The following is a 25,101-nucleotide window of genomic DNA, read 5'->3' on the forward strand; positions in this document are numbered from 1 at the left end:
GCGACCGGAACCGCTCAAGAATGCGGTATTCACCGCTCGCTGCAAAGGGCTGGCGAATGAGTACGGACGGGTACTGATTGTCGAAAAATGGAACCGGCTACGCATATTTCTGCTAAAAAGTGACCCGATGACAGGTTTGAGGTTGTGGTCGCCGCCGAGTGCACTAACCTTTGCCCCTTGCCGGCCGAGTGCTGATTCGGCTCACTTGTCTGTTTCCGTTACAGGTTGGCCCGCCCCTGCGGCTGTCCCCGAATACGCTATTCCGAGTTCTTTATGACCGTTGATGCCTATCCACGAAACCGCCGTTTCTCCCGGTCCGACTACAAGACCCTGGGCCTCGCTGCATTGGGCGGTGCGCTGGAAATCTACGATTTCATCATCTTCGTGTTTTTCGCCCTGACCCTCAGCCAGTTGTTCTTCCCGCCGGAAATGCCCGAATGGCTGCGGCTGCTGCAGAGCTTCGGGATTTTCGTCACCGGTTACCTGGCGCGACCGCTGGGCGGCATCCTGATGGCGCATTTCGCCGATCGGCTGGGGCGCAAGCGGGTGTTCAGCCTGAGCATCCTGATGATGGCCTTGCCCTGCCTGCTGATCGGGGTGATGCCGACCTACGCCCAGATCGGCTACTGGGCGCCGCTGCTGCTGTTGCTGCTGCGGGTGCTGCAGGGCGCGGCAGTGGGGGGCGAGGTGCCCAGTGCCTGGGTGTTCGTGGCCGAGCATGCACCGCCCGCGCATCGGGGGTATGCCCTGGGTGTGCTGCAGGCCGGGTTGACCTTCGGGTACCTGCTGGGCGCGCTGACGGCGACCTTGCTGGCGCGGGTCTACAGCCCGGCGGAGATTCTCGATTTCGCCTGGCGCTTGCCGTTCCTGCTCGGTGGGGTGTTCGGCGTAATCGGGGTCTGGCTGCGCCGCTGGCTCAGTGAAACCCCGGTGTTCATGGCCTTGCAGGCCCAGCGCGAAGCGGGCGGCGAGTTGCCGCTGCGCACGGTGCTGCGCGAGCACCGGCGCTCGATCGTGCCGGCGATGCTGCTGACCTGCGTGCTGACTTCAGCGGTGGTGGTGCTGGTGGTGATCACCCCGACCGTCATGCAGAAGACTTTCGGCATGAGTGCCAGTCATACCTTTGCCCTGAGCAGCCTGGGTATCGTGTTCCTGAATATCGGCTGTGTACTGGCCGGCCTGCTCGCCGACCGCATCGGCGCCTGGCGCGCCGTGTCGTTCTACAGTCTGTTGCTGCCGGTGGGTATCGGCCTGCTGTATGCCTGTCTGATCCAGGGGGGAGCCTGGATCAACCTGGCCTATGCCGTGGCCGGGCTGGCCTGTGGCGTGGTCGGCGCGGTGCCGTCGGTGATGGTCGGGCTGTTCCCCAGTCGCATCCGCGTGTCCGGTATCTCGTTCACCTACAATATTGCCTACGCTCTCTGGGCCAGTACCACGCCGCTGCTGCTGATCGGCCTGATGCCCTGGAGCCCGTGGGTCTGCGTGGGCTACTGCCTGGTCATGGGGGCGGTCGGGTTGCTCACGGCCTTGTATTTCGGCGGTCGGATCGCAATGAGTGTCGATTCGCGGCCTTGTATCGGGCACTGACCGGCAATGGAGGGGCATCCGCCGGAAAGCGGTTTTTCGAGGAGATAAAGGTTCTGACATCCTGAACAGGACAATGCACGGAGTGGCGGCGTCGGTTCAGGCATTTTCCCGCAAGAGGCATTTCGAAATGGATTTTCGTGTACTTCTGGCCGTGGGCATCACCTTCGGCATTTCCCTGGCAGCCCCGCTGGCGGGATCCGCCGACGGGCCGTGGCCCCGCAACGCGTCGTCCGGGGCCAGCGCCTCACCTGTCCCGGCCTGGCCGGCTTGTCCGCAAACGCCAGTGCCGCATGGCGTCGGTTACCCTGTCCGAACGGACTTCATCCAGCATTCCTCGTCCCTGACGAGAGCGGTGTTTCGTTCGGCTCTCCATCGGCGGCAGGCCGAAGGCGCGCGATTGAGCGGCCATCTCGATGAGCTGCCACTCAAGGAGCATTTGCCGGTGTGGGTGTTCTGAGCCGACTCAGCGGGTCTGCGTGACTTTTTTCAGGAAGCGCGGTTGATCCGGATTGCGCCCGCGCAACTCGGCCAGTTTCGCCGCCATCAGGTAGAAACCCTGGATCATGGTGAATGGCTCCAGCAGCGGATGGGCAGTGGCAACGCTGGGCAACTCCGCGCCGGGTGTGCCGCTGGGTGCGACCACCATGACCTGGGCCCCACGCAGACGCATATCGTCGGCGAAGGCCAGGGTGCCGGCCTGCTCCGGTCCGGAGGGTGCGAATATCAGCACCGGATAACCGGCCTCGATGATTTCCATCGGTCCGTGGCGCACTTCGGCGCTGGAAAAGGCTTCGGCCTGGATACCCGAGGTTTCCTTGAGTTTCAGCGCGGCCTCCTGGGCGATCGGCAGCGCCGGGCCGCGGCCGATGACGATCATCTTATCGGCATGCCGCAGCACCTTCAGGGCCAGTGTCCATTCCTCGTTTGCCGCCTCGGCCAGGGCCCCGGGCAGGCTTTGCAGGGCTTCTTGCAACGCGCTGTCGTGGCCTCGCCGGGCGCCCAGGGCCGCGACGGTCTGCACGCCGGCCATCAGCATCGCCACGTAGCTCTTGGTCGCCGCCACGCTCTGCTCCAGCCCGGCCGGCAACAGCACCTCGGCATCACTGGCGGCGGCCAGCGGCGAGTCGGCGGTGTTGACGAAGGCCGCGACGCTGGCGCCCAGGCGCTTGAGATAGTCGACGCTGGCGATCAGGTCCGGGCTCCTGCCCGATTGGGACAGCGCCGCCACCCAGCATTTCTTCAGGCGCAGCGGTGGTTGTTGCAGGCTGACCAGCGACAGCGGGATCGACAGCCAGGGAATTCCCAACTGGCTCATCATGGCGTAGCCGAAGAAGGCGGCGGCGTGATCGGAGCTGCCGCGGGCGACACTGATGACCAGCTCCGGCAGGTCGCTGGCCAGTTGCTCCGCCAGTGAATGGATCGCGCGGTCCTCATCGAGCATGTGTTGCACGACGGCGGGGATCGACAGGGTTTCCTGGTGCATCAGCGACATGACAGTGTTACCTGGGTGCTTCAGCCACGCGGGCTGTCGGGTAGGGAGAGAAGGTCGCCGGGAATGAAACTCAACCCGGCGGCGTCCATGGCCATGCTCAGCGCGCCCCACAGCGGCGCGTCATGGGTGAAATGGGCGGCGACGATCTCTGGCGGAAACGGCACCACCTGGCGGATCAGTTGTTCGAGCACCGGGGCCAGGGTCGACGCCTGGTGGAACAGGCCGCCGCCAATCGCGATGCGGCTGACATCCAGCGCCACCGCAAGGTTGGCAACCTGCACCGCCATACCGGCGATCCGTTGTTCCAGGGCCTGGCGTACGGCGCGGTCGTCACTGTCGAACAGGTCCAGGGCACGGTGGCCTTGGCCGAGCATCTCGTTCGCCAACTGGGTGAGGGCGCTGCCCGAGAAGAACTCCTCCAGCGGCGCCGCGCCTTTTTCGTGGGTTCGCCACAGATCCGTGCGCGACGGGTCGAGAAAGGGTTCCAGCATATAGCCGATCTCCATGGCCGCGCCGTTACGACCACGAATCAGGCGGCCGTTGGCGATGGCCGCGGCGGCGAGGCCGGTGCCGAGGTTGAGGTAGATCGCATCCTCGATCCCCGCCAGCGACCCCCAGCGTGCTTCCGCCAGGGCCCCGGCCTTGACATCGTTGTCGAGCATCACGGCGGCGGTGCCCAGGCCGCCGCCGAGCAGCGCCGGCAGGTCGAGTGCCTCGAACCCCGGCGTATTCGGTGCCATCAGCAGCCGGCTGCCGCGCACCACGCCGGGAAACACCGCCGCCACGCTGGCTACCGGCACCTCCCCAAAGTCGGCAATACAGCCACGGGCGGCCTGGAGGATACGCTCCAGCGCGGGCTCGCCCCGCAGGCCATCGGCATGGGTCGCCAGCCTGCGGGTACTCAGGTGCCGGCTCGACGGGTCATAACAGGCGACCTGGGTCTTGGTGCCGCCGACATCAATCGCCAGCAGCACGCCTGGGCTGGGCACCTGGGCGCCCGGGGTATTCAACGGCTCGAACATCGTCGCGATCACTTCTTGTCGAAAGGCCAGAGCCGGTGTGCCCGTGCCCAGAGCAGATAAGCCACGCAGCCTGCGGCGACCCACACCAGCGACCATTGGATCGGGTAGGCGCCGGGGGCGTTGTGGTTGGAGGCGAAGTAGATATAGACCCAGCCCACCAGCGCGACGAGCGCCGGGATCGGGTACAGCCACATCTTGTAGGGGCGCTCCAGGTGCGGCTTGGTCTGGCGCAGCACGAACAGCGAAATGATCTGGGCCACCGACTGCACCAGGATCATCACCGTGGTCAGCAGCTGGATCAGCGTGGTCAGGTCGGTGAGGCGGCCGATCATGAACCCGACCGAGGTCAGCACGCCCATGCTCAGGATGCCGTAGACGGGGAAATCATGCCTGGCGTGAGTGACGCTGAAGGCATTGAAGAACACCTTGTCCTTCGCCGCCTCGAACGGCACCCGCGAACCGCCCAGCAAGCCGGCGAATACCGAAGCGACGGCGGTGATCAGGATCAGCACGGTGACCACGCCCGCGGCGGTGCTGCCCCAGGTTTCGCTCAACACCACCGAGGCCACGGACTTGTAGGCTGCGGAGTCCGGGTCGAGCATGCGGTGCCAGTCCACCACACCCAGCACGCCGACCTGCATCAACAGGTAGACCGCGAGGATGCCGAGGATCGACAGCACGATCGACCTGGGAATCACCCGGCCCGGCTGTTCCACTTCACCGGCCAGATAGGCCGAGGTGTTGTAGCCCAGGTAGTCGTAGATGCCGATGGTCAGGCCGCCGGCCACGCCTAGCCAGAAACTGCTATCGCCGAGGTTGAACGCGCCTTCCGGGAAGCTGAAGGCCAGGTCGGCATGGAAGTGGCTGAGGGCGGCGACAATCAGCGCGCCGATGCTGATCAGCATGATCACCCAGAGCCCGATGCTCAAGCGGGCGATCGACTCGATCCTGCGCCAGAGCAGGAAGATGATGCCCCAGATCAGGACCAGGCCGATCAGGTTGCCGGCGGTCTGGCTCATGTCCGGCCAGAACCAGGTCAGGTATTGCACGAAGCCGATGATACCGGTGGACATGATCAACGGGATGAACAGCATCGCGGTCCACACGAACAGGAAGGGCAACAGCTGGCCCGTACGTCTGCCGAAGGCTTCGCGCAGGTAGACGTAGGTCCCGCCGGCGCCGGGCAGGCATGCCCCGAGTTCGGCCCAGACCAGGCCGTCGCATAGCGCCAGCAAGGCACCGAGGATCCATCCGAGGTAAGCCTGCGGACCGCCCATGATGACGATCATGGTGGGAATGGTAATGAAGGGACCCACGCCGCACATCTGGCTCATGTTCAGGGCCGTGGCGGGAAACAGACCGATCTTGCGCTTGATGCCGGACGAACCCTGCCCGGTGGGAGTGGTTGTGCTCATGCGTGACGACCTCTTGTGCGAGTGACGGAAGGTGGAGGGCAGGTGGCAAGGGTGTTGCGCGCCGGCGGCGGCTTCCATCGACTCGGTATCATTATTGTTATGGGGTGCGCTGGCCCCTGAAGCGGCTGCGACCGATGCGTAGAAAAACACGCCAATAAAATTAATTCAACTTGATTTAATTAATTGGCGGCAACGATCATCCGCCCATGAAAAATCCACAGCACACCCGTACGGTCACCACCGGCACCAACGCCGAACACGCCCGCCTGCACAACCGCCGGGTGATTCTCGAAGCGATTCGCCTGGGCGGACGCCTGACCCGCGCCGACCTCACGCGCCTGACGTCGCTGACCGCGCAGACGGTTTCGAACATCGTCACCGAACTGCAGGAAGAGGGCGTGCTGCTGGTGCATGCGGCCGAGAAGATCGGTCGCGGCCAGCCGCCGGTGCCGTTGTCGATCAACCCGCAGGGTGGGTATTCCATCGGCTTTCATGTCGAGCAGCACTCGATCATCGGTGTGCTGCTCGACCTGCTTGGCGACGCTCAGGCCCAGGTCACCCACGCGGTCAGCTATCCGAGTTTCGACGACGCGCTGCCGCTGCTGCTCGATACCGTGGGGCAGTTCCGGGCGCTACGTCCTGATGGGCGTTTTCTCGGAGTAGGGGTGGCGTTGCCTGGGCCGTTCAGCGTCGAAGGCATGACCTCGGTGGGGCCGACGGCGATGTCCGGTTGGGATGATCCGCAGATTCCGACACGCCTGCACCAGGCCGTCGGCTTGCCGGTACTGATCGAGAACGATGCCACGGCCGCGAGCATGGGCGAACGGCTGTACGGGATTGCCAGCGACCTGCACCACTTCGTCCACCTGTTTATCGGCAGCGGCCTTGGGGCCGGCTTGTACCTGGGCAATCGCCTGTATTCCGGGCACTGGCACAACGCCGGGGAAATCGGTCACATGACGGTGGTGCCCGGCGGCAAGGCCTGTCATTGCGGCAACCAGGGCTGTCTGGAGCGCTATATCTCGATTGCCGCGCTGCTGGAACATCTGGGGCAATCCGGCGACCAGGACCTGGCGGCCTGGAATTTCGACGATCCACGTTTCAAGGCCGGTGTCGACTCCTGGCTGGACGAGGCCGCGCCGGCGCTGCGCCAGGCGATCAACATCCTTGAATCGTTGCTCGATCCACAGACCATCCTGATCAGCGGTTTCCTTCCGCAGGCGATCCTCGCCCGGCTGGTGGCCCGGCTGGAACCCTTGCATCGCTCCATCAGCTGCCGCCCGGATCGTGAATACCCGCGCATCCAGCTGGGCACCGCCGGGCACGATGCGGTGGCGTTGGGGGCGGCGGCGTTGATGATCCTCGCGGAGATCAGCCCGGACTATGAAGCCTTGCTCAAACCGGAGTGAGCCGGCTTATAGTGACTTCATTCAAGAGATGATGCCGCGAAGTCTCCACTGATTTCGGCGTTGTGGCACTGGCACAGGAACGGCTCATGGCTCGGTTTGCTCACTATTCCCTCAACACCCGTGGCCGGGATTTCGCCGTGGGCGACATTCATGGTCATTTCAGCCGCTTGCAGGCCGCGCTGGACCAGATCGGGTTCAACCCCGAATGTGATCGGCTGTTCAGCGTCGGCGATCTGGTCGACCGCGGGCCCCAGAGCGAGTTGGCCCTGCAATGGCTGGAGCGCCCCTGGTTCGCCGCGGTCCAGGGCAACCACGAGGCGCTGGCGATCCAGCATGCCCAGGGCCTTTCGCTGGACCAGGCGATGTACCGTGCCAGCGGTGGCGGCTGGTTTATCGACAGCAGCGCGCAAAGCCAGCGCCGGTTCGCCGCCGGTTTCGCCCGGCTGCCGATTGCACTGGAGGTCGAGACCCGACTCGGGCCGGTGGGGATCGTGCACGCCGACTGCCCCTTTGCGAGCTGGGGTGAACTGCGGGACTACCTGTCGGGTGATACTCAGGCGCAGATCGCGGTAGAGGAGGTCTGCCAGTGGTCGCGCAGCCGTGTGAGGAACCATGACACCACTGGTATCCGGGAGGTCAGGGCCGTGCTGGTCGGGCACACCACGCAGCGCCAGCCCACCGTGCTGGGCAATGTCTATCACATCGACACGGGCGGCTGGAGCAACGGGTGTTTCACGCTGGTGGAACTCGACGGGCTGGGCTTCGTCAGGCCTGACGCCAACTGACCGCTTCGATACCGAACTTCTCGGCCACCGGCTTGCTGGTCTTTTTCACCCGTTCTCGGCCGAACCTGCCGATTCGGCCGACGCCGGCGTCGCAACTGGCCCAGTGCCAGGCCTCGGCGTTGTCCATGCGTTCGCAGCGGATGATGAAGGACTTGGGGGTACCGTGAAGGGTGTAATCGATAACGTACAGCTTTGCCGTGCTCATGGATGTGGAACTCCTCCCTGTTGTCTTGGGAGTGATCCCCCGGTACCGGAAAAATTCCGTCGATCAGCCCGGCGGTCCGTTGTGGCAAATAACTCGGAACAGTCCTTCAGAAAAAATCCCGATAGCCGATGGCAAGGACAGATAGCCGTATTTCCCTTTTGCCATCGGTGCGCACCATGTTCAACAAACGCTTGAAGCAGGAGCTGTCGGCTCTTCGCGAGGAATTGTCCAGTCTCCATCAGGTCAGGGAAAGTCTTGAACAGGAAATGCTCGTGCTCACACTGGACGCCGATGGCCGCATCCAGTCCGTCAACAGCAACTTCATCACGGAAATGCTCTACCAGAGCAGCGCCCTGGTCGGTCGTCATATTGAGGACTTCGTGCCGACGTACCTGAAAAGCTCGGATTTTCACCAGCGCTTCAAAAACGCGCTGACCCGCGCCGAACATTTCAGCGGGGCAATACGCCTGCTGCGCGGCAATGGCCAGGAAGCCTGGCTGCGCTCGATCTTGCAGCCGATCCGTGGCTCCGATGGCCGAGTGCGGAGTTTCTCGATCTTTTCCAACGACCTGACCCGCACCATCGAAGGTTCTCGTGAGCACGAGAACCTGATCGGCGCCTTGCTGCGTTCCACGGCGGTGATCGAATTCAACCTGGCCGGTGAGGTCCTGACCGCCAATGATCGGTTCCTCAATGGCATGGGCTATAGCCTGGCGCAGATCAAGGGCAAGCATCATGGCATCTTCTGCGAACCGGGGGAGGTCAACAGCCCCGAGTACCAGGCGTTCTGGCAGCGCCTGAATGCCGGTGAGTTCATCGCTGGCCGTTTCAAGCGCGTGGACAGTCATGGCCGGGTGGTCTGGCTGGAGGCGTCCTACAACCCGGTGCTCGACTCCAACGAGCGGCTGTACAAGGTGGTGAAGTTCGCCACCATCATCACTGACCAGGTGAACCAGGAGCAGGCGGTGGCCGAGGCGGCGAATATCGCCTACAGCACTTCGTTGCAGACCGACGCCAGTGCCCAGCGCGGCACCACCGTGGTGACCCAGGCGGTCGACGTGATGCGTGATCTGGCGCAGCACATGCAACATGCCGGCGAGGGGATCGAGGCGCTTAACGCCCAGTCCCAGGTGATCGGCACCATCGTCAAGACCATCAGCGGCATTGCCGAACAGACCAACCTGCTGGCGCTGAACGCCGCCATCGAGGCCGCGCGGGCGGGTGAACAGGGGCGCGGGTTCGCGGTGGTGGCCGATGAGGTTCGCCAGTTGGCTTCGCGAACCAGCCAGGCGACCGACGAGATCGTCACCGTGGTGCGCCAGAACCAGGACATGGCCCGTGATGCGGTGTCGCTGATGAACAGCGGCAAGACCCAGGCCGAGGAGGGCCTGGCGTTGGCGGCCGAGGCCGGCACGGTGATCGTCGAGATCCAGGACGGCGCCCAGCGGGTGGTCAGCGCAGTCGGGCAGTTCGCCAACCAGCTGGGCACCTGATGCGGGGCCCGGTCAACGGCGATGGGCGGACGGTCGACTCCCGTCCGCCGCCTGCGACTTCTAGGGCTTGAGTGCCACGACCATATCGATCTCGACCGAGGCATTCTTCGGCAACTGGAACACCCCGACCGAGGTCCGGGTGTGCACGCCAGCTTCGCCGAAGACGGTATAGAGCACTTCCGAAGCGCCGTCGGCGACTTCGCTCTGCTGGGTGAAGTCCTCGGCGCTCTGGACGAAGACGCTGATCCGCAGGATCTTGCGGATCCGTTCCAGGTCGCCGTCGAGCATCTGCCGCAGAATCGCCAGGGCCCGCATGGTGCTGATCCGGGCACCGTGCCGGGCCTGCTCCAGGGTGGTCTGCGCGCCGACACGACCGGTCACCATCACCGTGTTGTCGACCCGCGGAATCTGCCCGCTGACATAAATCTCGAGATCGTTCTGCACCGCCGGCACGTAATTGCCGCCAATCTTCATTTCACCTTCGAAGCTGTAGCCGAGCTGATCGGCGACCTGGGCGAAGCGTTCGTTTCTGGATTGCGGCATCGTTATCTTCCTGATGATGGTGAGTGTCGTGGGGGGTGCCCAGCCTGGCTCGGCCGGGTCCGACATGCAGCAGATCATACGGCTCTCAGGCGCAACAATCACGATCAAGTCAGCGCTTGCACGCAAGCGCGGCCGCTGCAACACAGGTAAACTTGCGCCTTTCACAAAGGAGTTCCCATGAGCCACTACCAGCCCGGCATCCTCGCCAAGCCTGTACCCCCGCAGGCACGCCATCTGTTTTTCGCCCTGGAGTCCGCCGAGGCCTTGCCGGCTGCGCTCGACAACCTGGCCCGGCTGGTGGATGGGAAAAACGCCGTGGTCGGTTTTGGCGAGTCGCTGGTGCAGGTGCTGGGGGCTCGGATCGAGGGGTTGCGCACGTTCCCGGTGATCAGTGGCCCGGGTGTGGACAACCCTTCGACCCAGCAGGCGCTGTGGTGCTGGCTGCATGGCGAGGACCGCGGCGAACTGTTGCACCGCAGCCGCGAGCTGGAGCTGGCACTGGCGCCGGCATTGAAGCAGGTACAGATGACCGAGGCCTTCCGCCACAAGACCGGCCACGACCTGACCGGCTATGAGGACGGTACCGAGAACCCGGTGGACGAAGCCGCCGTCGAGGCGGGGATCGCCGCGGGCGATGTGCCCGGCCTGCACGGTGGCAGTTTTGTCGCGATCCAGCAGTGGCAGCATGACCTGGAGCGGTTTGCCGCCATGCCGTCCCATGAGCAGGACAACATCATGGGCCGCCGCAAGAGCGACAACGAGGAACTGGAGGACGCGCCGGAGTCGGCCCACGTCAAGCGAACCGCCCAGGAAAGCTTCGCCCCCGAAGCGTTCGTCGTGCGCCGTTCCATGCCCTGGGCGAACGAGCAGGGCGCCGGCCTGATGTTCGTCGCCTTCGGACGTACCCTGGATGCCTTCGAGGCTCAACTGCGGCGCATGAGCGGGCTGGATGACGGGATCACCGACGGCCTCTACCGCTTCAGTCGGCCGATCACGGGCGGCTACTACTGGTGCCCGCCGCTGAAGGATGGCCACCTTGACCTGAGCGTACTACTGGCCGGTTAAGCCGAGTCGTTCGCATTTGTGTAAAAAAACGCCGGGTGCCGCGCACCTGGCGTTTTTTTTCGGCCTGGGAACTAGACTTGCAGTGTAGCTTGCTCGCAGTTGAGCCCGGTCGGCGATGCCTTCGCACTCTTGGCCCGCCCGCCGGCTGCGAGCCTGGCCCCTGGCGGAGGCGGCGGTGTTTGCTGGCGTCATCCGCCAGCGTGCAAGGGTGCGACTCAGGCCCTGTCAGGGCTGGGAGTTTTTCTCATGTTACCCCTACGTTCCCCCTTGTTCGTGGCGCTGGCCGTTGGGCTGCTGACCACGGGCGTCCTCCGGCTGCAGGCTGCACCTGCCGACAGTGAACCGATCAACATGGCAGTGGTGCAACTGGCGCCACAGCAACAGAATGGCGTGGAGTACCTCAGCGGCGGTATCGGCGAGGATGAGCTGAAGGCACTGGCCCAGACCCGCGGCTACACCCTGCACATCGTTTCTTCCTCGGGGCCGCAGGACAAGTACCTGGCCGATGTGAACATCTCGATCAACAAGGCCGGTGGCGAGTCGGTGCTGAGCCTGATCCAGGTCGGTCCGCTGGTCTACGTGAAGCTACCGGTGGGGCACTATCAGGTCGTCGCCAGCCACGACGGGCATCAAAGCCGGCAGGATGTCGTCATCGATGGCAAGGGCCCCCAGACGCTGAACGTGCACTGGAAGGACGCCTATTGAGTGGGCGCCGCTCGCCGGCCGACTCAGGTTCGACTGATCCAGGCGTGCTGGAAGGTCTTCCTCGGGTCGGCTGTTCGTCGCAGGAAAACTCCGCTGACGAGCAATAGCCCGGAACATACCCGGATTGTCGATTTTGGGGATGCACAATCGACGTCTTGCGCATAGGCTGCGTACACCGGGGCCAGGGGTCCCGCAACCTATTCTGGAAACGAGGCGGGATGATGGGCAAGTTGCGAGTCGGGATCATTTTCGGTGGGCTGGGCGCGGAGCACGAGGTGTCGTTGCAATCGGCCAAAAACGTGGTCGATGCGTTGGACCGCGAGCGCTTCGAGCCGGTGCTGATCGGTATCGACAAGCAGGGACGCTGGCACCTCAATGACAGCTCCAACTTCCTGCTCAACGCCGAGAACCCGGCACTGATCGCGCTGAACCAGTCCAATCGCGAACTGGCCGTGGTGCCGGGCAAGGTCGGCCGGCAACTGGTCGAGGCCGGCAGCCAGGCCCTGCTGGACCAGGTCGACGTGATTTTCCCGATCGTCCACGGCACCCTCGGCGAAGACGGCTGCCTGCAGGGGTTGCTGCGCATGGCCGACCTGCCGTTCGTCGGCTCCGATGTGCTCGGCTCGGCGGTGTGCATGGACAAGGACATCAGCAAGCGCCTGCTGCGCGATGCCGGCCTGGCCGTGACCCCGTTCATCACCGTCAACCGCGCCACGGCTGCGCGGCTGGACTTCGATCAGGCCCGGGCCAAGCTCGGCCTGCCGCTGTTCATCAAGCCGGCGAACCAGGGCTCGTCGGTGGGGGTGAGCAAGGTCGAGGACGCCGGGCAATTCCAGGCGGCCATGGCGCTGGCCCTGGGGTTCGACGAGAAGGTACTGGTGGAGTCGGCGGTCAGCGGCCGGGAAATCGAATGCGCGATCCTCGGCAACGACCAGCCGATTGCCAGTGGCTGTGGTGAGATCGTCGTGCGCAGCGGTTTCTATTCCTACGACAGCAAGTACATCGATGCCCAGGCCGCCGAGGTGGTGGTACCGGCGGCCATCAGCGAGCAGGCCAGCGAGCGCATCCGCAGCGTGGCGCTCGAAGCGTTCCAGGTGCTCGGTTGCTCGGGGCTTGCCCGTGTCGATGTGTTCCTGACCGACAGCGGTGAAGTGCTGATCAACGAGATCAATTCGCTGCCGGGCTTCACCCGCATCAGCATGTACCCCAAGCTGTGGCAGGCGGCGGGGATGACCTACAGCGAGCTGGTCAGTCGCCTGATCGAACTGGCGCTGGAGCGGCACGAAGCACGGCGTGGATTGAAGAACAGCCGTTGAGGTCGGGGCACGACGTTACCTGGGTACGGGGTGCCGCTAGCGTACGGGGGCAACCCGGTTGCCATAGCCATTGTCAGGAGGACAGCATGTCGTTGAGTCACCGTCCGGTCGAGGCGCGGGATCTGCCCGTGATCTGTGGTTTTGCCCAAGGCGAGGAGGAACTGTTCTTCTTCTTTCCCAAGGCCCGTTACCCGCTGACCGTCGAGCAACTGCAGGGCTCGGTCGACCAGCGTTCGGACTCGACCGTGGTCGAGCTGGACGGCGAGGTGGTGGGCTTCGCCAACTTCTATCAGTGGGAGCAGGGCGGCACCTGCTCCATCGGCAACGTGGTCATTGCCCCGCATGTCCGTGGGCGTGGGGTGGGCGAGTACCTGGTCCGGCTGATGATCCGGATTGCCCGGGAGCGTCACCAGGCCAGCGAAGTGCGCCTGTCCTGCTTCAACCGGAACCTGGCGGGCTTGTTGTTCTATCCGAAGCTGGGCTTCGTGCCCTATGGCATCGAGGAACGACAGGACTTCAAGGGGCGGAGGGTGGCGCTGATCCAGTTACGTTGGGCTGGTGAGCAATCAACTGGCGCCATTCAGACCAGGTGAAGCAGGTAATCTCGCCATTCCCGGCTGTTCGAGCATTTCTGTGCAGTTTTTCAGGCAGGTGTGGGTATCTTGGCAATCGCCTGTCTTCGCCTTGGGATAGCATGGGTTCTATCGAATGGGCCTGGAAGGCATGGGCGAGAGGCGAGGCATGCAGACCCTGATCAGCGATTACCAGCACGGTGAGGTGGTGGGCAGCCACTGTCACAACGAGGCGCAACTGGTCTATGCGACCCGGGGCGTGATGTATGTGTGCACCGAGCAGGGCAGTTGGGCCATTCCCACCGGTCATGCGCTGTGGGTGCCGGGCGGCGTTGCCCATGAGATTCGCATGAGTGGCGAGGTGCGCATGCGCACCTTGTTGATCGACCCGGCGCTGCACCCAGTGGCGGTGCTCCAGTGCCAGGTGATCCAGGTGTCGCACCTGCTGCGTGAATTGATCCTCGCTTCGGCGCAGGGCGGCAGCGAGGAACGACGCTATCATCTCGGGGCACTGATCCTGCTGGAGCTGCAGGCTGCCCGACAGGTCGACCTGTACATTCCGGCGCCCCGCGATGCCCGTCTGCGTACCTTGTGTACCCGCTTCATCGACCAGCCCGCGCAGGAGTGGACGCTGGAGCAGTGCGGTGCACAGTTGAACATGAGCTCGCGAACCTTCGCCCGGCTGTTCCAGCGCGAACTGGCGATGTCCTTCGGCGAGTGGCGCACCCGTGCGCGGCTGGTGCTCAGCCAGCAGAGCCTGGCCCAGGGTACGTCGATCCTCGACGTGGCGCTCGAGTACGGTTATCAGAGCGCCAGCGCCTTTGCCGCGGTTTTCAAGCGCGAACTGGGACACACGCCGCGGCAGTACCGCATGAACGAGCCGACAGGTTGTCCCGTTTGATGCTGCGGTTGTCCCGATCACGGGAGAACCGTCCCTAGGCCGCCACCTACTCTGGGATTCACGATCCTGACTGTGAATTCCGTCGATGCACTCACTCCCTTCCCGACGCGCCAGGCCCATCGCCCTGGGCGCCTTGCTCGCCTTGTTGACCGCCTGCGGCGGTACCTCGGCACCCTCACCACTGACTCAGCCGATTGCCAGCCAGGACAGCAATCCGCTGGCGACACTGCCGGCCGGTGCCAGCGATCAGCCACTGCCCGAGCGCTGGTGGCAGTTGTATCAGGACCCGGTTCTCGACCAGTTGGTACAACAGGCGCTGCGCCACAACCAGGACCTGGCCCGGGCTGATGCCAACGTCCAGGCGATGCTGGCGGGGATTGGCGAGCTGGATGCACAGCGCTGGCCTTCGACGCAAACCCGTTTTGCGGCGCAGTATGGCAAGACCGCCAACGACCAGACCCTGGCCCAGGCCACGGACAGTCATGCGCCGGCGCAGTGGACCTTCGAACCGGGCATCGAGCTGGCCTACCAGGTGGACATCTGGGGTCAGGTGCGTCGTGCCATCGAGCGTGCGCGGGTGCAGGCGGGCGCGGCGAGCGATGCCCGTGACCTGCTGCGGATCAACGTGGCGGCACAGACCAGCCGGGCCTATCTGGATCACTGCACTTACGGCGCGCAGTTGGGCGTGACGAACCATTCGTTGCAGACCGTCGAGCACAGCCTTGAACTGACCGAAACCCAGCGCAGGGCCGGGATCGCCACCGAGCTGGATACCCTGCGGCTGCGTAGCCTGCGTGATCGCCTGCGGGCCGAATTGCCGCTGCTCGACGCCCGTCGGCGGGTGGCCGTGTATGAGCTGAACATGCTCACCGGCCAGGCTTCCGGCAGTGACCCGCAGTGTGCGGTCATCCCCAGGTTGACGGTGGCGTTGCCTGTCGGCGATGGCTGGCATCTGCTGGAGCGTCGTCCGGACATCCGCCAGGCCCGGCGCAACCTCGAAGCGGCCGTATTGGCCAGCGATATCGCCAGGGCGGATCTCTATCCCAAGGTGAGCTTCGGCGCGTCGCTGACTTCATCGGCCCAGTCACTGCACGAACTGGGCGACAGCCGCTCGGTGATGTTCGGCATCGGTCCGCTGATCAGTTGGGAGTTCCCCAATATCAAGGCCAACCGCATGCGAATCGACAGGGCCCGGGCACTGGAGCAGGCACAACTGGCCGGCTTCCGCGGTGCGGTCCTCGCGGCTCTTGCCGATGTGCGCCAGACCCTCGCCCTGTTCGATGGCCAGCGCCAGCGTGCGGCGGCGCTCCAGGCAGCCCTGCAGGACAGTGAACGCAGCTATGCCCTGGCGCAAACCCACTACCGCGCCGGTACGGTCGACGCCCTGCAACTGCTCGACAGCGAGCGCGAGCTGATGAATGTGCGCCGCCGTGAAGTCCAGGCGCGAGGCGAGCTGGCGCGCAGCGAGGTCAATCTTTTCCGGGCCCTGGGCGGCGGCTGGCAGCCGCTCGCCGTCGGTCACGCCAACACGCAATCAACGAGTCCCGAAGCTGGAGTAGAACCATGAACCTTGCCGTCGATGAACAGACCCTCGCCCAGGGCGAGCAATTGCGCAAGAAGGCCCGGCGGCGGCGCCTGATGCTGCTCGGGGGCGCAATCGCGGTGCTCGGGGCGCTGGGGTTCGGCAGTTGGTGGGCGACGACCGGGCGCTACCTGGAAAGCACCGATGATGCCTACGTGCGCGCCGATTGGGTGGCGCTCAGTGCGCGGGTGCCGGGTTACGTCGCCGAGGTGCTGGTGCAGGACGACCAGCCGGTAAAGGCCGGTGACGTGGTGGTGCGCCTACAGGACCGTGATTACCAGGCCCGGCTGGCCCAGGCCCAGGCTGCAGTCGCCGAGGCGCAGGCGGCGCTGGTTGCCGGGCGGGCGAGCCGCCAGGTTGCCGCCGAGCGCGTCGGCTTGCAGCAGCAGGCCATCGCCGTGGCCCAGGCGCAGGTGCGCAGTGCGGCTGCGGAGAACCAGCGGGCCGAGCTGGATCGACGGCGTTACCAGGGGCTGGCGCGGGACGATGCCGCGACCGTGCAGCGCCTGGAAAGCGCCAATGCCAGCGCGCAGCAGGCCATGGCGGCGTTGCAGGGCGCCCAGGCCGGCCTGCGCCGGCAGCAGGCCCAATTGGGGGAGTCCCGGGCTCGCCTGCAACTGGCCGAAGCCGAGATCCAGCAGCAGATCGCCGTGCACGCCAGTACCGTGGCTCGTGCCAGGCTGGCCGAACAGGACGTCGAGGACACCCTGATCCGTGCGCCGATCGATGGCGTGGTCGGCCAGCGGCGGGTCAGGGCCGGGCAGTACCTGGTGGCCGGCCAGCCGATGCTGGCGGTGGTGCCGGTACGCCAGGCCTACGTGGTGGCCAACTACAAGGAAACCCAACTGGCGGACATGCGTCCCGGCCAGCCGGTGGAGATCCATGTCGACAGCTTCTTCCATCGGCCGCTGCACGGCCGGGTGGTCAGCTTCTCGCCGGGATCGGGCAATGTGTTCGCCTTGCTGCCTTCGGACAATGCGACGGGCAACTTCACCAAGATCGTCCAGCGTTTCCCGGTGCGGATCCAGCTCGACCCCGATAATGAGGTGCTGCCGATACTGCCCGGCATGTCGGTCACCACCGTCGTCGACACCCATCGTCAGGAGGCGCGCAATGAGCGCTGAGGCACCGGTTTCGCCGCGCGCCTGGGTGGCGGTGATGGGCGGGTTGCTCGGCTGTTTCATGGCCGGCATGAACGTCCATGTCACCAGCGCCGCGCTGCCGGAAATCGAAGGCGCGCTGGGGGCGACTTTCGAGGAGGGCTCATGGATTTCCACCGCGTATCTGGTGGCGGAAATCATCATGATCCCGCTGACCGCCTGGCTGGTCGAAGTGTTCTCTCTGAGACGGGTGATGTGGACCGGCTCGCTGATCTTCCTGCTGGCTTCGATCGCCTGTTCCTGGGCGCCGAACCTGCCGGTGATGATTGCCATACGTGTGGTTCAGGGCGCGGCGGGGGCGGTGCTGATTCCGCTGTCGTTCCAACTGATCATCACCGAGTTGCCGGCCAGCCGGATGGCCATGGGCATGGCGCTGTTCAGCCTGGCCAACAGTGTCGCCCAGGCGGCCGGGCCGTCGATCGGTGGCTGGCTGACCGACGCCTACTCGTGGCGCTGGATCTTCTATCTGCAACTGTTTCCCGGCATCGCGCTGCTGCTGGCGGTGGCCTGGGCGATCGAGGCCAGGCCGATGAACCTGGCGCTGTTGCGCCGGGGCGACTGGCTGGGCATCGGCGCCATGGTGGTGGGGCTGGGCGGGCTGCAGATCGTCCTGGAGGAGGGCGGGCGCAAGGACTGGTTCGGCTCCGGCGAGATTCGCTGGCTGTCGCTGGCGGCAGGCGTGGCCTTGCTGGTCTTCGTGCTGTCGCAACTGTTTGGCCGGCGCGCGTTCATCAACCTGCGTTTACTGGGGCACTACAACTTCGGCGTGGCCAGCGTGGCGATGTTCATCTTCGGTGGCGCGACATTCGGGCTGGTGTTCCTGGTGCCCAACTACCTTTCCCAGGTGCAGGGCTACAACGCCCATGAGATCGGTGTCAGCCTGATTGCCTACGGCGTGGTGCAATTGGTGCTGGCACCGCTGATGCCGCGGCTGATGGGCTGGTCGAGTCCGAAGATCATGGTGGCGACCGGGTTCCTGATCATGGCCCTGGGCTGCTGGCTCGGGGCGTTTCTCGACGCCGATAGTGCGGCGAACGTGATCATTCCTTCCACCGTGGTCCGCGGTATCGGCCAGCCCTTCATCATGGTGGCCTTGTCGGTGCTGGCGGTGGCCGGGCTGGACAAGCGCCAGGCGGGTTCGGCCTCGGCGCTGTTCTCGATGTTGCGCAACCTCGGCGGGGCGGTGGGCACGGCGGCGCTCACGCAAATCGTGGCAATGCGCGAACGCTTTCATTCCGAGCGCATTGGCGAGGGAATGAATGTCTTTGTCCCTGCCGTCCAGGAGCGCCTGGGACCGACGGTGGGCGACTGGCTGCCGGACCAGCAGCAGGCATTGGCGATGCTGGGCAAGACGGTGCAGCATCAGTCCTGGCTGATGGCTTATGGCGATGCGTTTTTTGTCGCCTGTGTGGCGCTGCTCGGTTGTGCCTGTGCGGCGCTGCTGATGCGGCGTCAGGGCGGTGGCTGAGGCGTTGAGGCTCGCGGATAAATCCCCCACAAGTGCTCGCGCCGTGCATGAATCCTGCGAACGACGCTGTCACTGTGGGGCCAGGCGGTCCGGCGTCCCGGTTTATCCGCGAAGGGGGCGAAGCCCTCACCACCTGACTCTCAGGTGGCCAGCATTCCGGTGGGTGCTGGCAGCAGGCTTCAGGAGGGAGCCAGCACTTTTTCGGCGGGCATAAAAAAACGGCTTACCTTGCGGTAAGCCGTTTTTAGTACTTGGTGGCTACACAGGGACTTGAACCCCGGACCCCAGCATTATGAATGCTATGCTCTAACCAACTGAGCTATGTAGCCAAGTGGCGCGCATTATTCGCTCTGAACGATGATGTGTCAAGCAAATATCTGAAAATTTTCTCTACGCTATCAAAAACTTAACGCCCAACGGCGAAATCCGTGGGCGTTGCCCGTCTCAATTCAGGCGGAAGCGCCCGGTATTGTCACTCAGGGCCTTGCTGCCTTCGCTCAGGGTGTCCGCCGCGCGGTTCACCGCCCGCGCCCCTTCGAGCAGCCGGACCGCCGCCTGATCGACCTGCTGGATATTGCCGCTGACCTCGTCCGCGGTGCTGGCCTGCTCGTCCACCGCCGTGGCGATCTGGGCGAGGGTGTCGGTCACGCTCTGCACGGCGCTGGCGATTTCCACCAGGCGCTGGCCCAACCCGGTGACCGATTCGGCATCGGTCTGCGCCTGGACGCAAGCCGCTTCCATCAGGGCCACGGCCTGGCTCACGGTGGCCCGCAGGCTGTCGACGGTGCTGGCGATCTGTGCGGTGGAACTCTGGGTGCGTTGCGACAGGCTGCGCACTTCGTCCGCGACTACGGCGAAGCCACGGCCCTGTTCACCGGCCCGGGCCGCCTCGATGGCGGCGTTGAGGGCGAGCAGGTTGGTCTGTTCGGCCACGCCGCGGATGGTGTCGACCACCAGTTGGATCTGCTGGCCCTGTTCGCTGACCCGGCCCAGCGCCGTGGCGGTTTCGTTCAGGCGCTGGTTGAGCTGCTGGATGCTGGCAGTGGTGCGCTGGCTGTCGCGGCTACTGTCCGAGGCGATGCGCCGGGTATTCTGGGCGCTGCCGGAGGCCTGTTCGCAGCTCTGGGCGACGCCCTGGGAGGTGGCCGCCAACTGCGTGGCCGCCGCGGCGATCTGGCTGATCTGCTGCTGCTGCGCCTCGACCTCGTTGAGCGCACCGCTGGAATGGCTGTTGAGGGTACGCACGGCGTCGCTCAGTTGAAGGGTTTCATGGTCGACGCCCTGCAGGCTGGTACGCAGTTGCACCACCGCCACGTTCAGCGCGGTACTGATGGCCGCCAGTTCGTCACGGCCTTCGACCGGCACTTGCAGGCACAGGTTGCCGTCACGCAGGGATTCGGCCAGCAGGGTGATACCGCTGGCGCTGCGGCGGATCGAGGCCTGCAGGCAGATGAACAGGTACAGCGCAGCCAGCAGCAGGCAGCCGAAGATCGCCGCCACCAGGCTGAACTGGCCGGTGGCCGAGTCGTGGTAGTGGTCCAGGCGGCTGTCGAGGGTGTTCAGCGAGTCCTGGCGCAGGTCGGCCAACTGGCCGAGCAGGGTGTCGAGGGTTTTCTCGAAACCCTCGGGCTTGAGGGTGATGCTGCCGCCGAACATGCCGTCATCCAGCGCCTTGAGGCCTTCGTCCAGGTGCTTGAGGTTTTCCTGGTAGCGTCCGGCCCAGTCCTGCAGGGCCGGTGGCAGGCGGGTTTGCAGCTGGGTGCCGGTCTTGGCCAACTGGTCGCGGGCGTCACCGATACGGCTGCGCAGGTCCTTGAGTTGCAGGCGGCTCTGCAGGCTGAACTGGCCGGAGACCACCGAGGCCTGGCCGACGCTGGCCAGGCGGCCGACCCGCTCGATCAGGTCGGGCGCGTATTGGGTGGAAATCTGGGTCAGCAGGTAGGTTTCCATCCAGGAGGCGAGGATCAGCCGGCTGTCCATGGCGATCTGTTCGCGCAGGCCTTGCAGGGCGCTCAGGGCGGAGGTGAAACGGTCATAACCGTCCGGCCACCAGCCGACCTTGCTCAGGCTGGCCGAGTCGAGGCCGGAGACGGTGGCTTGCAGCACCTGGTAACGCTTGAGGGTGTCGGCATCGGCGCCTTCGCTCTGCAGCGCCTGGCCCAGTTGTTCAAGGGCCTGGTTGATCTCGGGCTGGGCCTTGTCCAGCAGGGCCATGGCGGCGAGGGTGGCAGGCGTCGGCTGGCGATTGGTCTCCGTGGCCTTCCAGCGAGCCGCACGGTCGCGCTGGGCGGTGAGCAGGTTGTCCAGGCTGTCCAGCGCCAGCAACTGGCGGACGCCGGCACGTTCTTCGCCGATCAGTGCCAGTTTGCTGCGGTAATCCTGGCCGATCATGTACAGGCTGCCCATCAGCGGGACGATGAACAGCAGGAACAGCACCTGAAATTTGCGGGCAAAACCGAATCGTCCGAGCAGTCGCATTCCCGGTGATAAAAAAGCGTGCATTGCCGACCACTCCTCAAGGCATCCGCACCGTTGGAGTGCGCTCATGACGGGTTGGTCATGACGGATGCCGTCGTTAAAGACCTCGGAAGTTTCGCCAGTGAGGGCGTTATCGGCCGGCCGCTGTAGCGAATCTTCCCATTCTCGTGGCCCTTTGTAAGGAACCGCGCTGTAGGAATCAGGGCACGCAAGATTCAGACCAGTAGCAAAGAGCTATCAATGGTTTTTCGTCGGATTAAATTGATCGTTAGCTCAACAAGTATCTGGTCTTGATGCACTAAAAAATGGCACATTGACGCACCTGCACCTGTGCATCCATCCGCGTCACGGACTACCTCATGGCTCTCACTGAAACCTCTTCCGGCCCGATGCCGACGTCGGCGCCCGCGCAATCCAGCCCGCTGGTGATGCGCATCATCGGCGCCGTGGCGCTGGCCCACCTGATCAACGACCTGATCCAGTCGGTCCTGCCGTCGATCTATCCGATGCTCAAGGACAGCTACGGGCTGACCTTCACCCAGGTCGGGCTGATCACCCTGACCTTCCAGGTGACCGCATCGCTGCTGCAACCCTGGGTCGGCTTCTATACCGATCGGCATCCGAAGCCGTTGCTGTTACCGGCGGGAATGATCTGTACGCTGATCGGGATTCTGATGCTGTCCCAGGTCGGCAGTTTCCCACTGATTCTGTTGGCTTCGGCACTGATCGGCGTGGGCTCCTCGACCTTTCACCCGGAAGCCTCGCGTGTGGCGCGCCTGGCTTCGGGAGGGCGCTACGGGCTGGCGCAGTCGACCTTCCAGGTTGGCGGTAACGCCGGTTCGGCCTTCGGCCCGCTGCTGGCCGCGGCGATCATCATTCCGTTCGGTCAGGGCCATGTCGCCTGGTTCGGGCTGTTCGCCCTGTTTGCCCTCGGCGTGCTCTACGGCATCAGTCGCTGGTATCGCGCGCACCTGAACCTGTTCAGGCTCAAGCAGGGCCAGAAGGCCACTCACGGCCTATCGAAAGGGCGGGTGCTGGGGGCGCTGGTGGTGCTCGGCCTGCTGGTGTTTTCCAAGTACTTCTACATGGCCAGTTTCACCAGCTACTTCACCTTCTACATGATCGAGAAATTCCAGCTGTCGGTCGCCAGTTCGCAACTGCACCTGTTCCTGTTCCTTGGCGCGGTGGCGGCGGGGACCTTTGCCGGCGGCCCCATCGGCGACAGGATCGGACGCAAGGCGGTGATCTGGTTCTCGATCCTCGGTGTCGCGCCGTTCACCCTGGCATTGCCGTATGTCGACCTGTTCTGGACCACCGTGCTCAGCGTGGTGATCGGTTTCATCCTGGCCTCGGCGTTCTCGGCGATCGTGGTGTTCGCCCAGGAACTGGTGCCGGGTAACGTCGGCATGATCGCCGGGGTGTTCTTCGGCCTGATGTTCGGCTTCGGCGGGATCGGCGCGGCGCTGCTGGGGCATCTGGCGGATATCCACGGCATCGAGTACGTCTACACGATGTGTTCGTTCCTGCCATTGTTCGGAGTGTTGGCAGTGTTGCTGCCAAGGACGAAAAAGGCCTGAGCCGGGCAGCGGGCCGGCTTGCCCCGGTCAAGGGCAGCCGGTTTGAACCTGCGGAAACGGACCGGGCGATCAGCTATCCGGGACAATTTATGATGTTTTTGTGCACGATAGCGCGATAAAGATTTTGATTCGCCAGCCGAAACAGGCTTAATAGCAAAGGGCCATAAACCTGTCTGGTCCGGCTGTTTGCCTCTCACTTCCCCGGATGGTGGTCGTCGCAATGAAAATAAAAAACAAACTCGTCCTGGCCTTTGTGCTGGTCGCCTTCATCCCCGTGAGCCTGGTGGCGGTCATCTCGGTGGTGAATATCCGGACTGAGGCGGTCGATCAGTTCATTGATGGCAGCACCCGGGAAATACGCCAGATCGACGGCAATATCCGGCAATTCTTCGACGGCACGCAGCAGAACGTCGATCAGATGGCGACCGATCCTGTATACACCTCCGTTGACAGCCTCAAGCACTACGAGACCGCCGATGCGGCCAGCCGGCCCCTGCCTCCGGCGGCCAGGCAGGTCATCGATGCGTTTGCCCGTTATGGCGCGACGCACCCGGCGGCCGCGATTCTTTCCATTGGCCTGGAGGACGGCACCTACGCCAAATGGCCAGACGATCCGCAGCTGGCCAACTACGATCCGCGCGTACGTCCCTGGTACAAGGCGGCCATGGCCAGCCCCGGAAAGACCGTTCGTACCCCCGCCTATTACTATGACAAGGACGCCGTGGCACTGGTGGGCAGCGCCCGGGCGATGCTCGATGCTTCCGGCAAGCCCAAGGGGGTATTCGTCGTCAGTGTTTCGCTGAAGAACCTCACCGAACTGGTCAAGAGCATCAAGCTCGGCCAGAGCGGCTACGTGATGCTGATCGAGGACGGCACCGTACTGGTCGACCCGCGCGATGCTGCCCACGGCTTCAAGAAGCTCAAGGACCTCGGCGAGCCTTACGCCAAGCTGGCGGCTACCGGAGAGGGCTCCACCGAAGTGCAGATCGATGGGGTCAACTATATGGCCAACATCTGGACTTCGCCGGGCCTCGGCTGGCGCTATGTCGGCCTGATCCAGTACGACGAAGTGATGGCGGGGGCGACCCGCATGACCTATGTCACGGCGCTGATCGTGGTGGTGCTGGCAGTGATTTTCGCCTTGCTGGCCGCAGCGTTCTCCAAGGTGATCGTCAAGCCGATCGGCCAGGTCAGTACCGGCTTGCAGTCGATTGCCGAGGGCGAGGGCGACCTGCGTCGTGATCTCGATGTTCAGGGCAAGGACGAAACCGCGGAGTTGGCCGGCTGGTTCAACAAGTTCCTGGCCGCCATTCGCCAGTTGATCCAGCGCATCGGCGCGGCCTCGACCAATCTGCAGGATGCCTCGCGGGTCAACAGTGAAGTGGCCAGCAACATGAACGAGGCTGCCGGTCGCCAGCGTGAGGCGGTGGAACTGGTGTCCACGGCCTTCAACGAGATGGTCGCCACCGCCAACGAAGTGGCCCGCTCGTGCAGCACCGCGGCCACCTCCGCCGAGAGCGGACATCAGCGTGTGGCGGAAGGCAAGCAGCAGATCGAGCAGACCACCGAGAACGTCAATCGCCTGGGGCGCCGCCTGACCGAGTCGTCCCAGGCCATGGTCGAACTGGAGGAGGGCAGCCGCAGCATCAACCAGATTCTGGGCACCATCCGCGCGATTGCCGAGCAGACCAACCTGCTGGCGCTGAACGCCGCGATCGAGGCTGCGCGGGCCGGTGACCAGGGGCGGGGTTTTGCGGTGGTTGCCGATGAAGTGCGGGCGCTGGCCAAGCGTACGTCGGATTCCACCGGCGAAATCGACCAGTTGCTCAACGCCCTGGGCAGCAAGACCCAGGAGGTTTCGCAGAAGATGGAAAGCTGCCTGGATCTGTCGCGAGCCAGCGTCTCCTCCATCGAGAGCGCGCGGGGCAGCTTCGAGGGTATCGAGCTGTCGGTCAACGAAATCCGCGACCAGAACCTGCAGATCTCGGCGGCGGCGGAGGAGCAGCACAGTGTCGCCGAGGAGATCAACCGGCATATCCAGCAGATCTACGATGAGGCACGGCTGGTCGAAAGCCTGGCCAATTCGGCGCAGGAAGACTCCGGTCGGCTGTCGCATCTGTCGGAGGAGTTGAATGGGTTGGTCGGGCGGTTCAAGTCGTAGAGGACATCGCCGGGGAGGGGGCAGCCTGATTCCCTCCCGGGCTCTGAACTTGAGGTAAGTCCAATCCCTGGTGTGACGCTATCCCGGATATACGGTTGTGAGCGTCGATGCTTTAAGGGGTGATGGTCTTCAGGCGAAAAGTCTTAGGCTATGTACGAAATCGCT

20 protein-coding genes, 1 tRNA gene and 3 pseudogenes are annotated in these 25,101 nt (G+C 64.3%); 17 read left to right on the top strand and 7 right to left on the bottom strand.

The window, feature by feature from the left end:
- Nucleotides 1-273: 273 nt before the first annotated feature.
- Nucleotides 274-1,587, top strand: coding sequence for an MFS transporter (locus tag PF66_RS16925; protein WP_054060190.1), 1,314 nt, complete (start codon nucleotides 274-276; stop codon nucleotides 1,585-1,587).
- A 127-nt stretch (nucleotides 1,588-1,714) separates the two neighbouring features.
- The gene (locus PF66_RS16930; protein WP_152973043.1) at nucleotides 1,715-2,044 is read left to right on the top strand and encodes a hypothetical protein; all 330 of its coding nucleotides are present in this window, start codon (nucleotides 1,715-1,717) and stop codon (nucleotides 2,042-2,044) included.
- A 6-nt stretch (nucleotides 2,045-2,050) separates the two neighbouring features.
- On the opposite strand, the gene PF66_RS16935 is transcribed toward PF66_RS16930, so the two are convergent.
- The 3 genes from PF66_RS16935 to PF66_RS16945 are packed head-to-tail and all read right to left on the bottom strand — an operon-like array spanning nucleotide 2,051 to nucleotide 5,516.
- The gene (locus PF66_RS16935; protein WP_054063343.1) at nucleotides 2,051-3,079 is read right to left on the bottom strand and encodes an SIS domain-containing protein; all 1,029 of its coding nucleotides are present in this window, start codon (nucleotides 3,077-3,079) and stop codon (nucleotides 2,051-2,053) included.
- A gap of 20 nt (nucleotides 3,080-3,099) precedes the next feature.
- Nucleotides 3,100-4,101: an ROK family protein gene (locus PF66_RS16940; RefSeq protein WP_054063344.1), complete on the bottom strand. Its 1,002-nt coding sequence runs from the start codon at nucleotides 4,099-4,101 to the stop codon at nucleotides 3,100-3,102.
- Between the two features lie 8 nt (nucleotides 4,102-4,109).
- Entirely contained in the window at nucleotides 4,110-5,516 is a 1,407-nt protein-coding gene (locus tag PF66_RS16945) for an APC family permease (RefSeq protein WP_054063345.1), read from the bottom strand.
- Nucleotides 5,517-5,722: 206 nt separating this feature from the next.
- On the opposite strand from PF66_RS16945, the gene PF66_RS16950 reads away from it, so the two are divergent.
- Together PF66_RS16950 and PF66_RS16955 are read left to right on the top strand one after the other, a co-directional pair.
- On the top strand, nucleotides 5,723-6,925 hold the full coding sequence (locus PF66_RS16950) for an ROK family transcriptional regulator (RefSeq protein ID WP_054063346.1): 1,203 nt from the start codon (nucleotides 5,723-5,725) through the stop codon (nucleotides 6,923-6,925).
- Between the two features lie 86 nt (nucleotides 6,926-7,011).
- Nucleotides 7,012-7,710 (top strand): metallophosphoesterase, encoded by a 699-nt coding sequence (locus PF66_RS16955; RefSeq protein WP_054060184.1) that lies wholly within the window; start codon nucleotides 7,012-7,014, stop codon nucleotides 7,708-7,710.
- Here PF66_RS16955 and PF66_RS16960 read toward each other — a convergent pair.
- A complete protein-coding gene (locus tag PF66_RS16960) occupies nucleotides 7,691-7,915 on the bottom strand; it encodes a DUF6555 family protein (RefSeq protein ID WP_054060183.1) in 225 nt (74 codons plus the stop codon). The genes PF66_RS16955 and PF66_RS16960 overlap by 20 nt on opposite strands.
- A 266-nt stretch (nucleotides 7,916-8,181) precedes the next feature.
- Between PF66_RS16960 and PF66_RS33970 the strand changes: the two are divergent.
- Both PF66_RS33970 and PF66_RS33975 read left to right on the top strand, forming a co-directional pair.
- Nucleotides 8,182-8,868 (top strand): annotated as a pseudogene (locus PF66_RS33970) (PAS domain-containing protein); the annotation flags it as partial.
- Between the two features lie 108 nt (nucleotides 8,869-8,976).
- Nucleotides 8,977-9,408, top strand: a pseudogene (locus PF66_RS33975) (methyl-accepting chemotaxis protein); the annotation flags it as partial.
- Between the two features lie 60 nt (nucleotides 9,409-9,468).
- On the opposite strand, the gene PF66_RS16970 reads toward PF66_RS33975, so the two are convergent.
- Nucleotides 9,469-9,951 carry a RidA family protein gene (locus tag PF66_RS16970; protein WP_054060182.1) on the bottom strand — a complete coding sequence of 161 codons (483 nt, stop codon included), beginning with the start codon at nucleotides 9,949-9,951 and terminating at the stop codon, nucleotides 9,469-9,471.
- 177 nt (nucleotides 9,952-10,128) lie between these two features.
- Here PF66_RS16970 and PF66_RS16975 point away from each other — a divergent pair, with 177 nt between their 5' ends.
- The 8 genes from PF66_RS16975 to PF66_RS17010 all read left to right on the top strand — a co-directional run bounded on the left by PF66_RS16975 (nucleotide 10,129) and on the right by PF66_RS17010 (nucleotide 18,720).
- Nucleotides 10,129-11,016, top strand: a complete 888-nt coding sequence (locus PF66_RS16975; protein WP_054063347.1) for a Dyp-type peroxidase — start codon at nucleotides 10,129-10,131, stop codon at nucleotides 11,014-11,016.
- Nucleotides 11,017-11,262: 246 nt separating this feature from the next.
- On the top strand, nucleotides 11,263-11,721 hold the full coding sequence (locus PF66_RS16980; RefSeq protein ID WP_054063348.1) for a hypothetical protein: 459 nt from the start codon (nucleotides 11,263-11,265) through the stop codon (nucleotides 11,719-11,721).
- 221 nt (nucleotides 11,722-11,942) lie between these two features.
- A complete protein-coding gene (ddlA, locus tag PF66_RS16985) occupies nucleotides 11,943-13,037 on the top strand; it encodes a D-alanine--D-alanine ligase (protein WP_054060191.1) in 1,095 nt (364 codons plus the stop codon).
- 86 nt (nucleotides 13,038-13,123) lie between these two features.
- Nucleotides 13,124-13,630: a GNAT family N-acetyltransferase gene (locus tag PF66_RS16990; RefSeq protein ID WP_054060179.1), complete on the top strand. Its 507-nt coding sequence runs from the start codon at nucleotides 13,124-13,126 to the stop codon at nucleotides 13,628-13,630.
- Between the two features lie 148 nt (nucleotides 13,631-13,778).
- Nucleotides 13,779-14,510, top strand: coding sequence for an AraC family transcriptional regulator (locus PF66_RS16995; RefSeq protein WP_054060178.1), 732 nt, complete (start codon nucleotides 13,779-13,781; stop codon nucleotides 14,508-14,510).
- Nucleotides 14,511-14,595: 85 nt separating this feature from the next.
- Nucleotides 14,596-16,077: an efflux transporter outer membrane subunit gene (locus PF66_RS17000; RefSeq protein ID WP_054063349.1), complete on the top strand. Its 1,482-nt coding sequence runs from the start codon at nucleotides 14,596-14,598 to the stop codon at nucleotides 16,075-16,077.
- The gene (locus PF66_RS17005) at nucleotides 16,074-17,216 is read left to right on the top strand and encodes an HlyD family secretion protein (RefSeq protein WP_054063350.1); all 1,143 of its coding nucleotides are present in this window, start codon (nucleotides 16,074-16,076) and stop codon (nucleotides 17,214-17,216) included. The genes PF66_RS17000 and PF66_RS17005 overlap by 4 nt, the downstream gene beginning before the upstream one ends.
- The gene (locus PF66_RS17010) at nucleotides 17,206-18,720 is read left to right on the top strand and encodes a DHA2 family efflux MFS transporter permease subunit (RefSeq protein ID WP_054063351.1); all 1,515 of its coding nucleotides are present in this window, start codon (nucleotides 17,206-17,208) and stop codon (nucleotides 18,718-18,720) included. The genes PF66_RS17005 and PF66_RS17010 overlap by 11 nt, the downstream gene beginning before the upstream one ends.
- Nucleotides 18,721-18,972: 252 nt before the next feature.
- Here the strand turns inward: PF66_RS17010 and PF66_RS17015 are convergent.
- Nucleotides 18,973-19,049 (bottom strand) — tRNA-Met (locus PF66_RS17015).
- Nucleotides 19,050-19,164: 115 nt separating this feature from the next.
- A complete protein-coding gene (locus PF66_RS17020) occupies nucleotides 19,165-21,267 on the bottom strand; it encodes a methyl-accepting chemotaxis protein (protein ID WP_425357905.1) in 2,103 nt (700 codons plus the stop codon).
- Nucleotides 21,268-21,557: 290 nt separating this feature from the next.
- Between PF66_RS17020 and PF66_RS17025 the strand changes: the two genes are divergently transcribed.
- The 3 genes and pseudogenes from PF66_RS17025 (at nucleotide 21,558) to PF66_RS33985 (ending at nucleotide 24,936) form a co-directional block, all read left to right on the top strand.
- Nucleotides 21,558-22,775 carry an MFS transporter gene (locus PF66_RS17025; RefSeq protein ID WP_054060606.1) on the top strand — a complete coding sequence of 406 codons (1,218 nt, stop codon included), beginning with the start codon at nucleotides 21,558-21,560 and terminating at the stop codon, nucleotides 22,773-22,775.
- Nucleotides 22,776-22,995: 220 nt separating this feature from the next.
- Nucleotides 22,996-24,081 (top strand): annotated as a pseudogene (locus PF66_RS33980) (cache domain-containing protein); the annotation flags it as partial.
- A gap of 87 nt (nucleotides 24,082-24,168) precedes the next feature.
- Nucleotides 24,169-24,936, top strand: coding sequence for a methyl-accepting chemotaxis protein (locus PF66_RS33985; RefSeq protein ID WP_416773561.1), 768 nt, complete (start codon nucleotides 24,169-24,171; stop codon nucleotides 24,934-24,936).
- Nucleotides 24,937-25,101 lie beyond the last annotated feature (165 nt).

The organism is Pseudomonas asplenii (assembly GCF_001293465.1).
GTDB classification, from domain to species: domain Bacteria; phylum Pseudomonadota; class Gammaproteobacteria; order Pseudomonadales; family Pseudomonadaceae; genus Aquipseudomonas; species Aquipseudomonas fuscovaginae_B.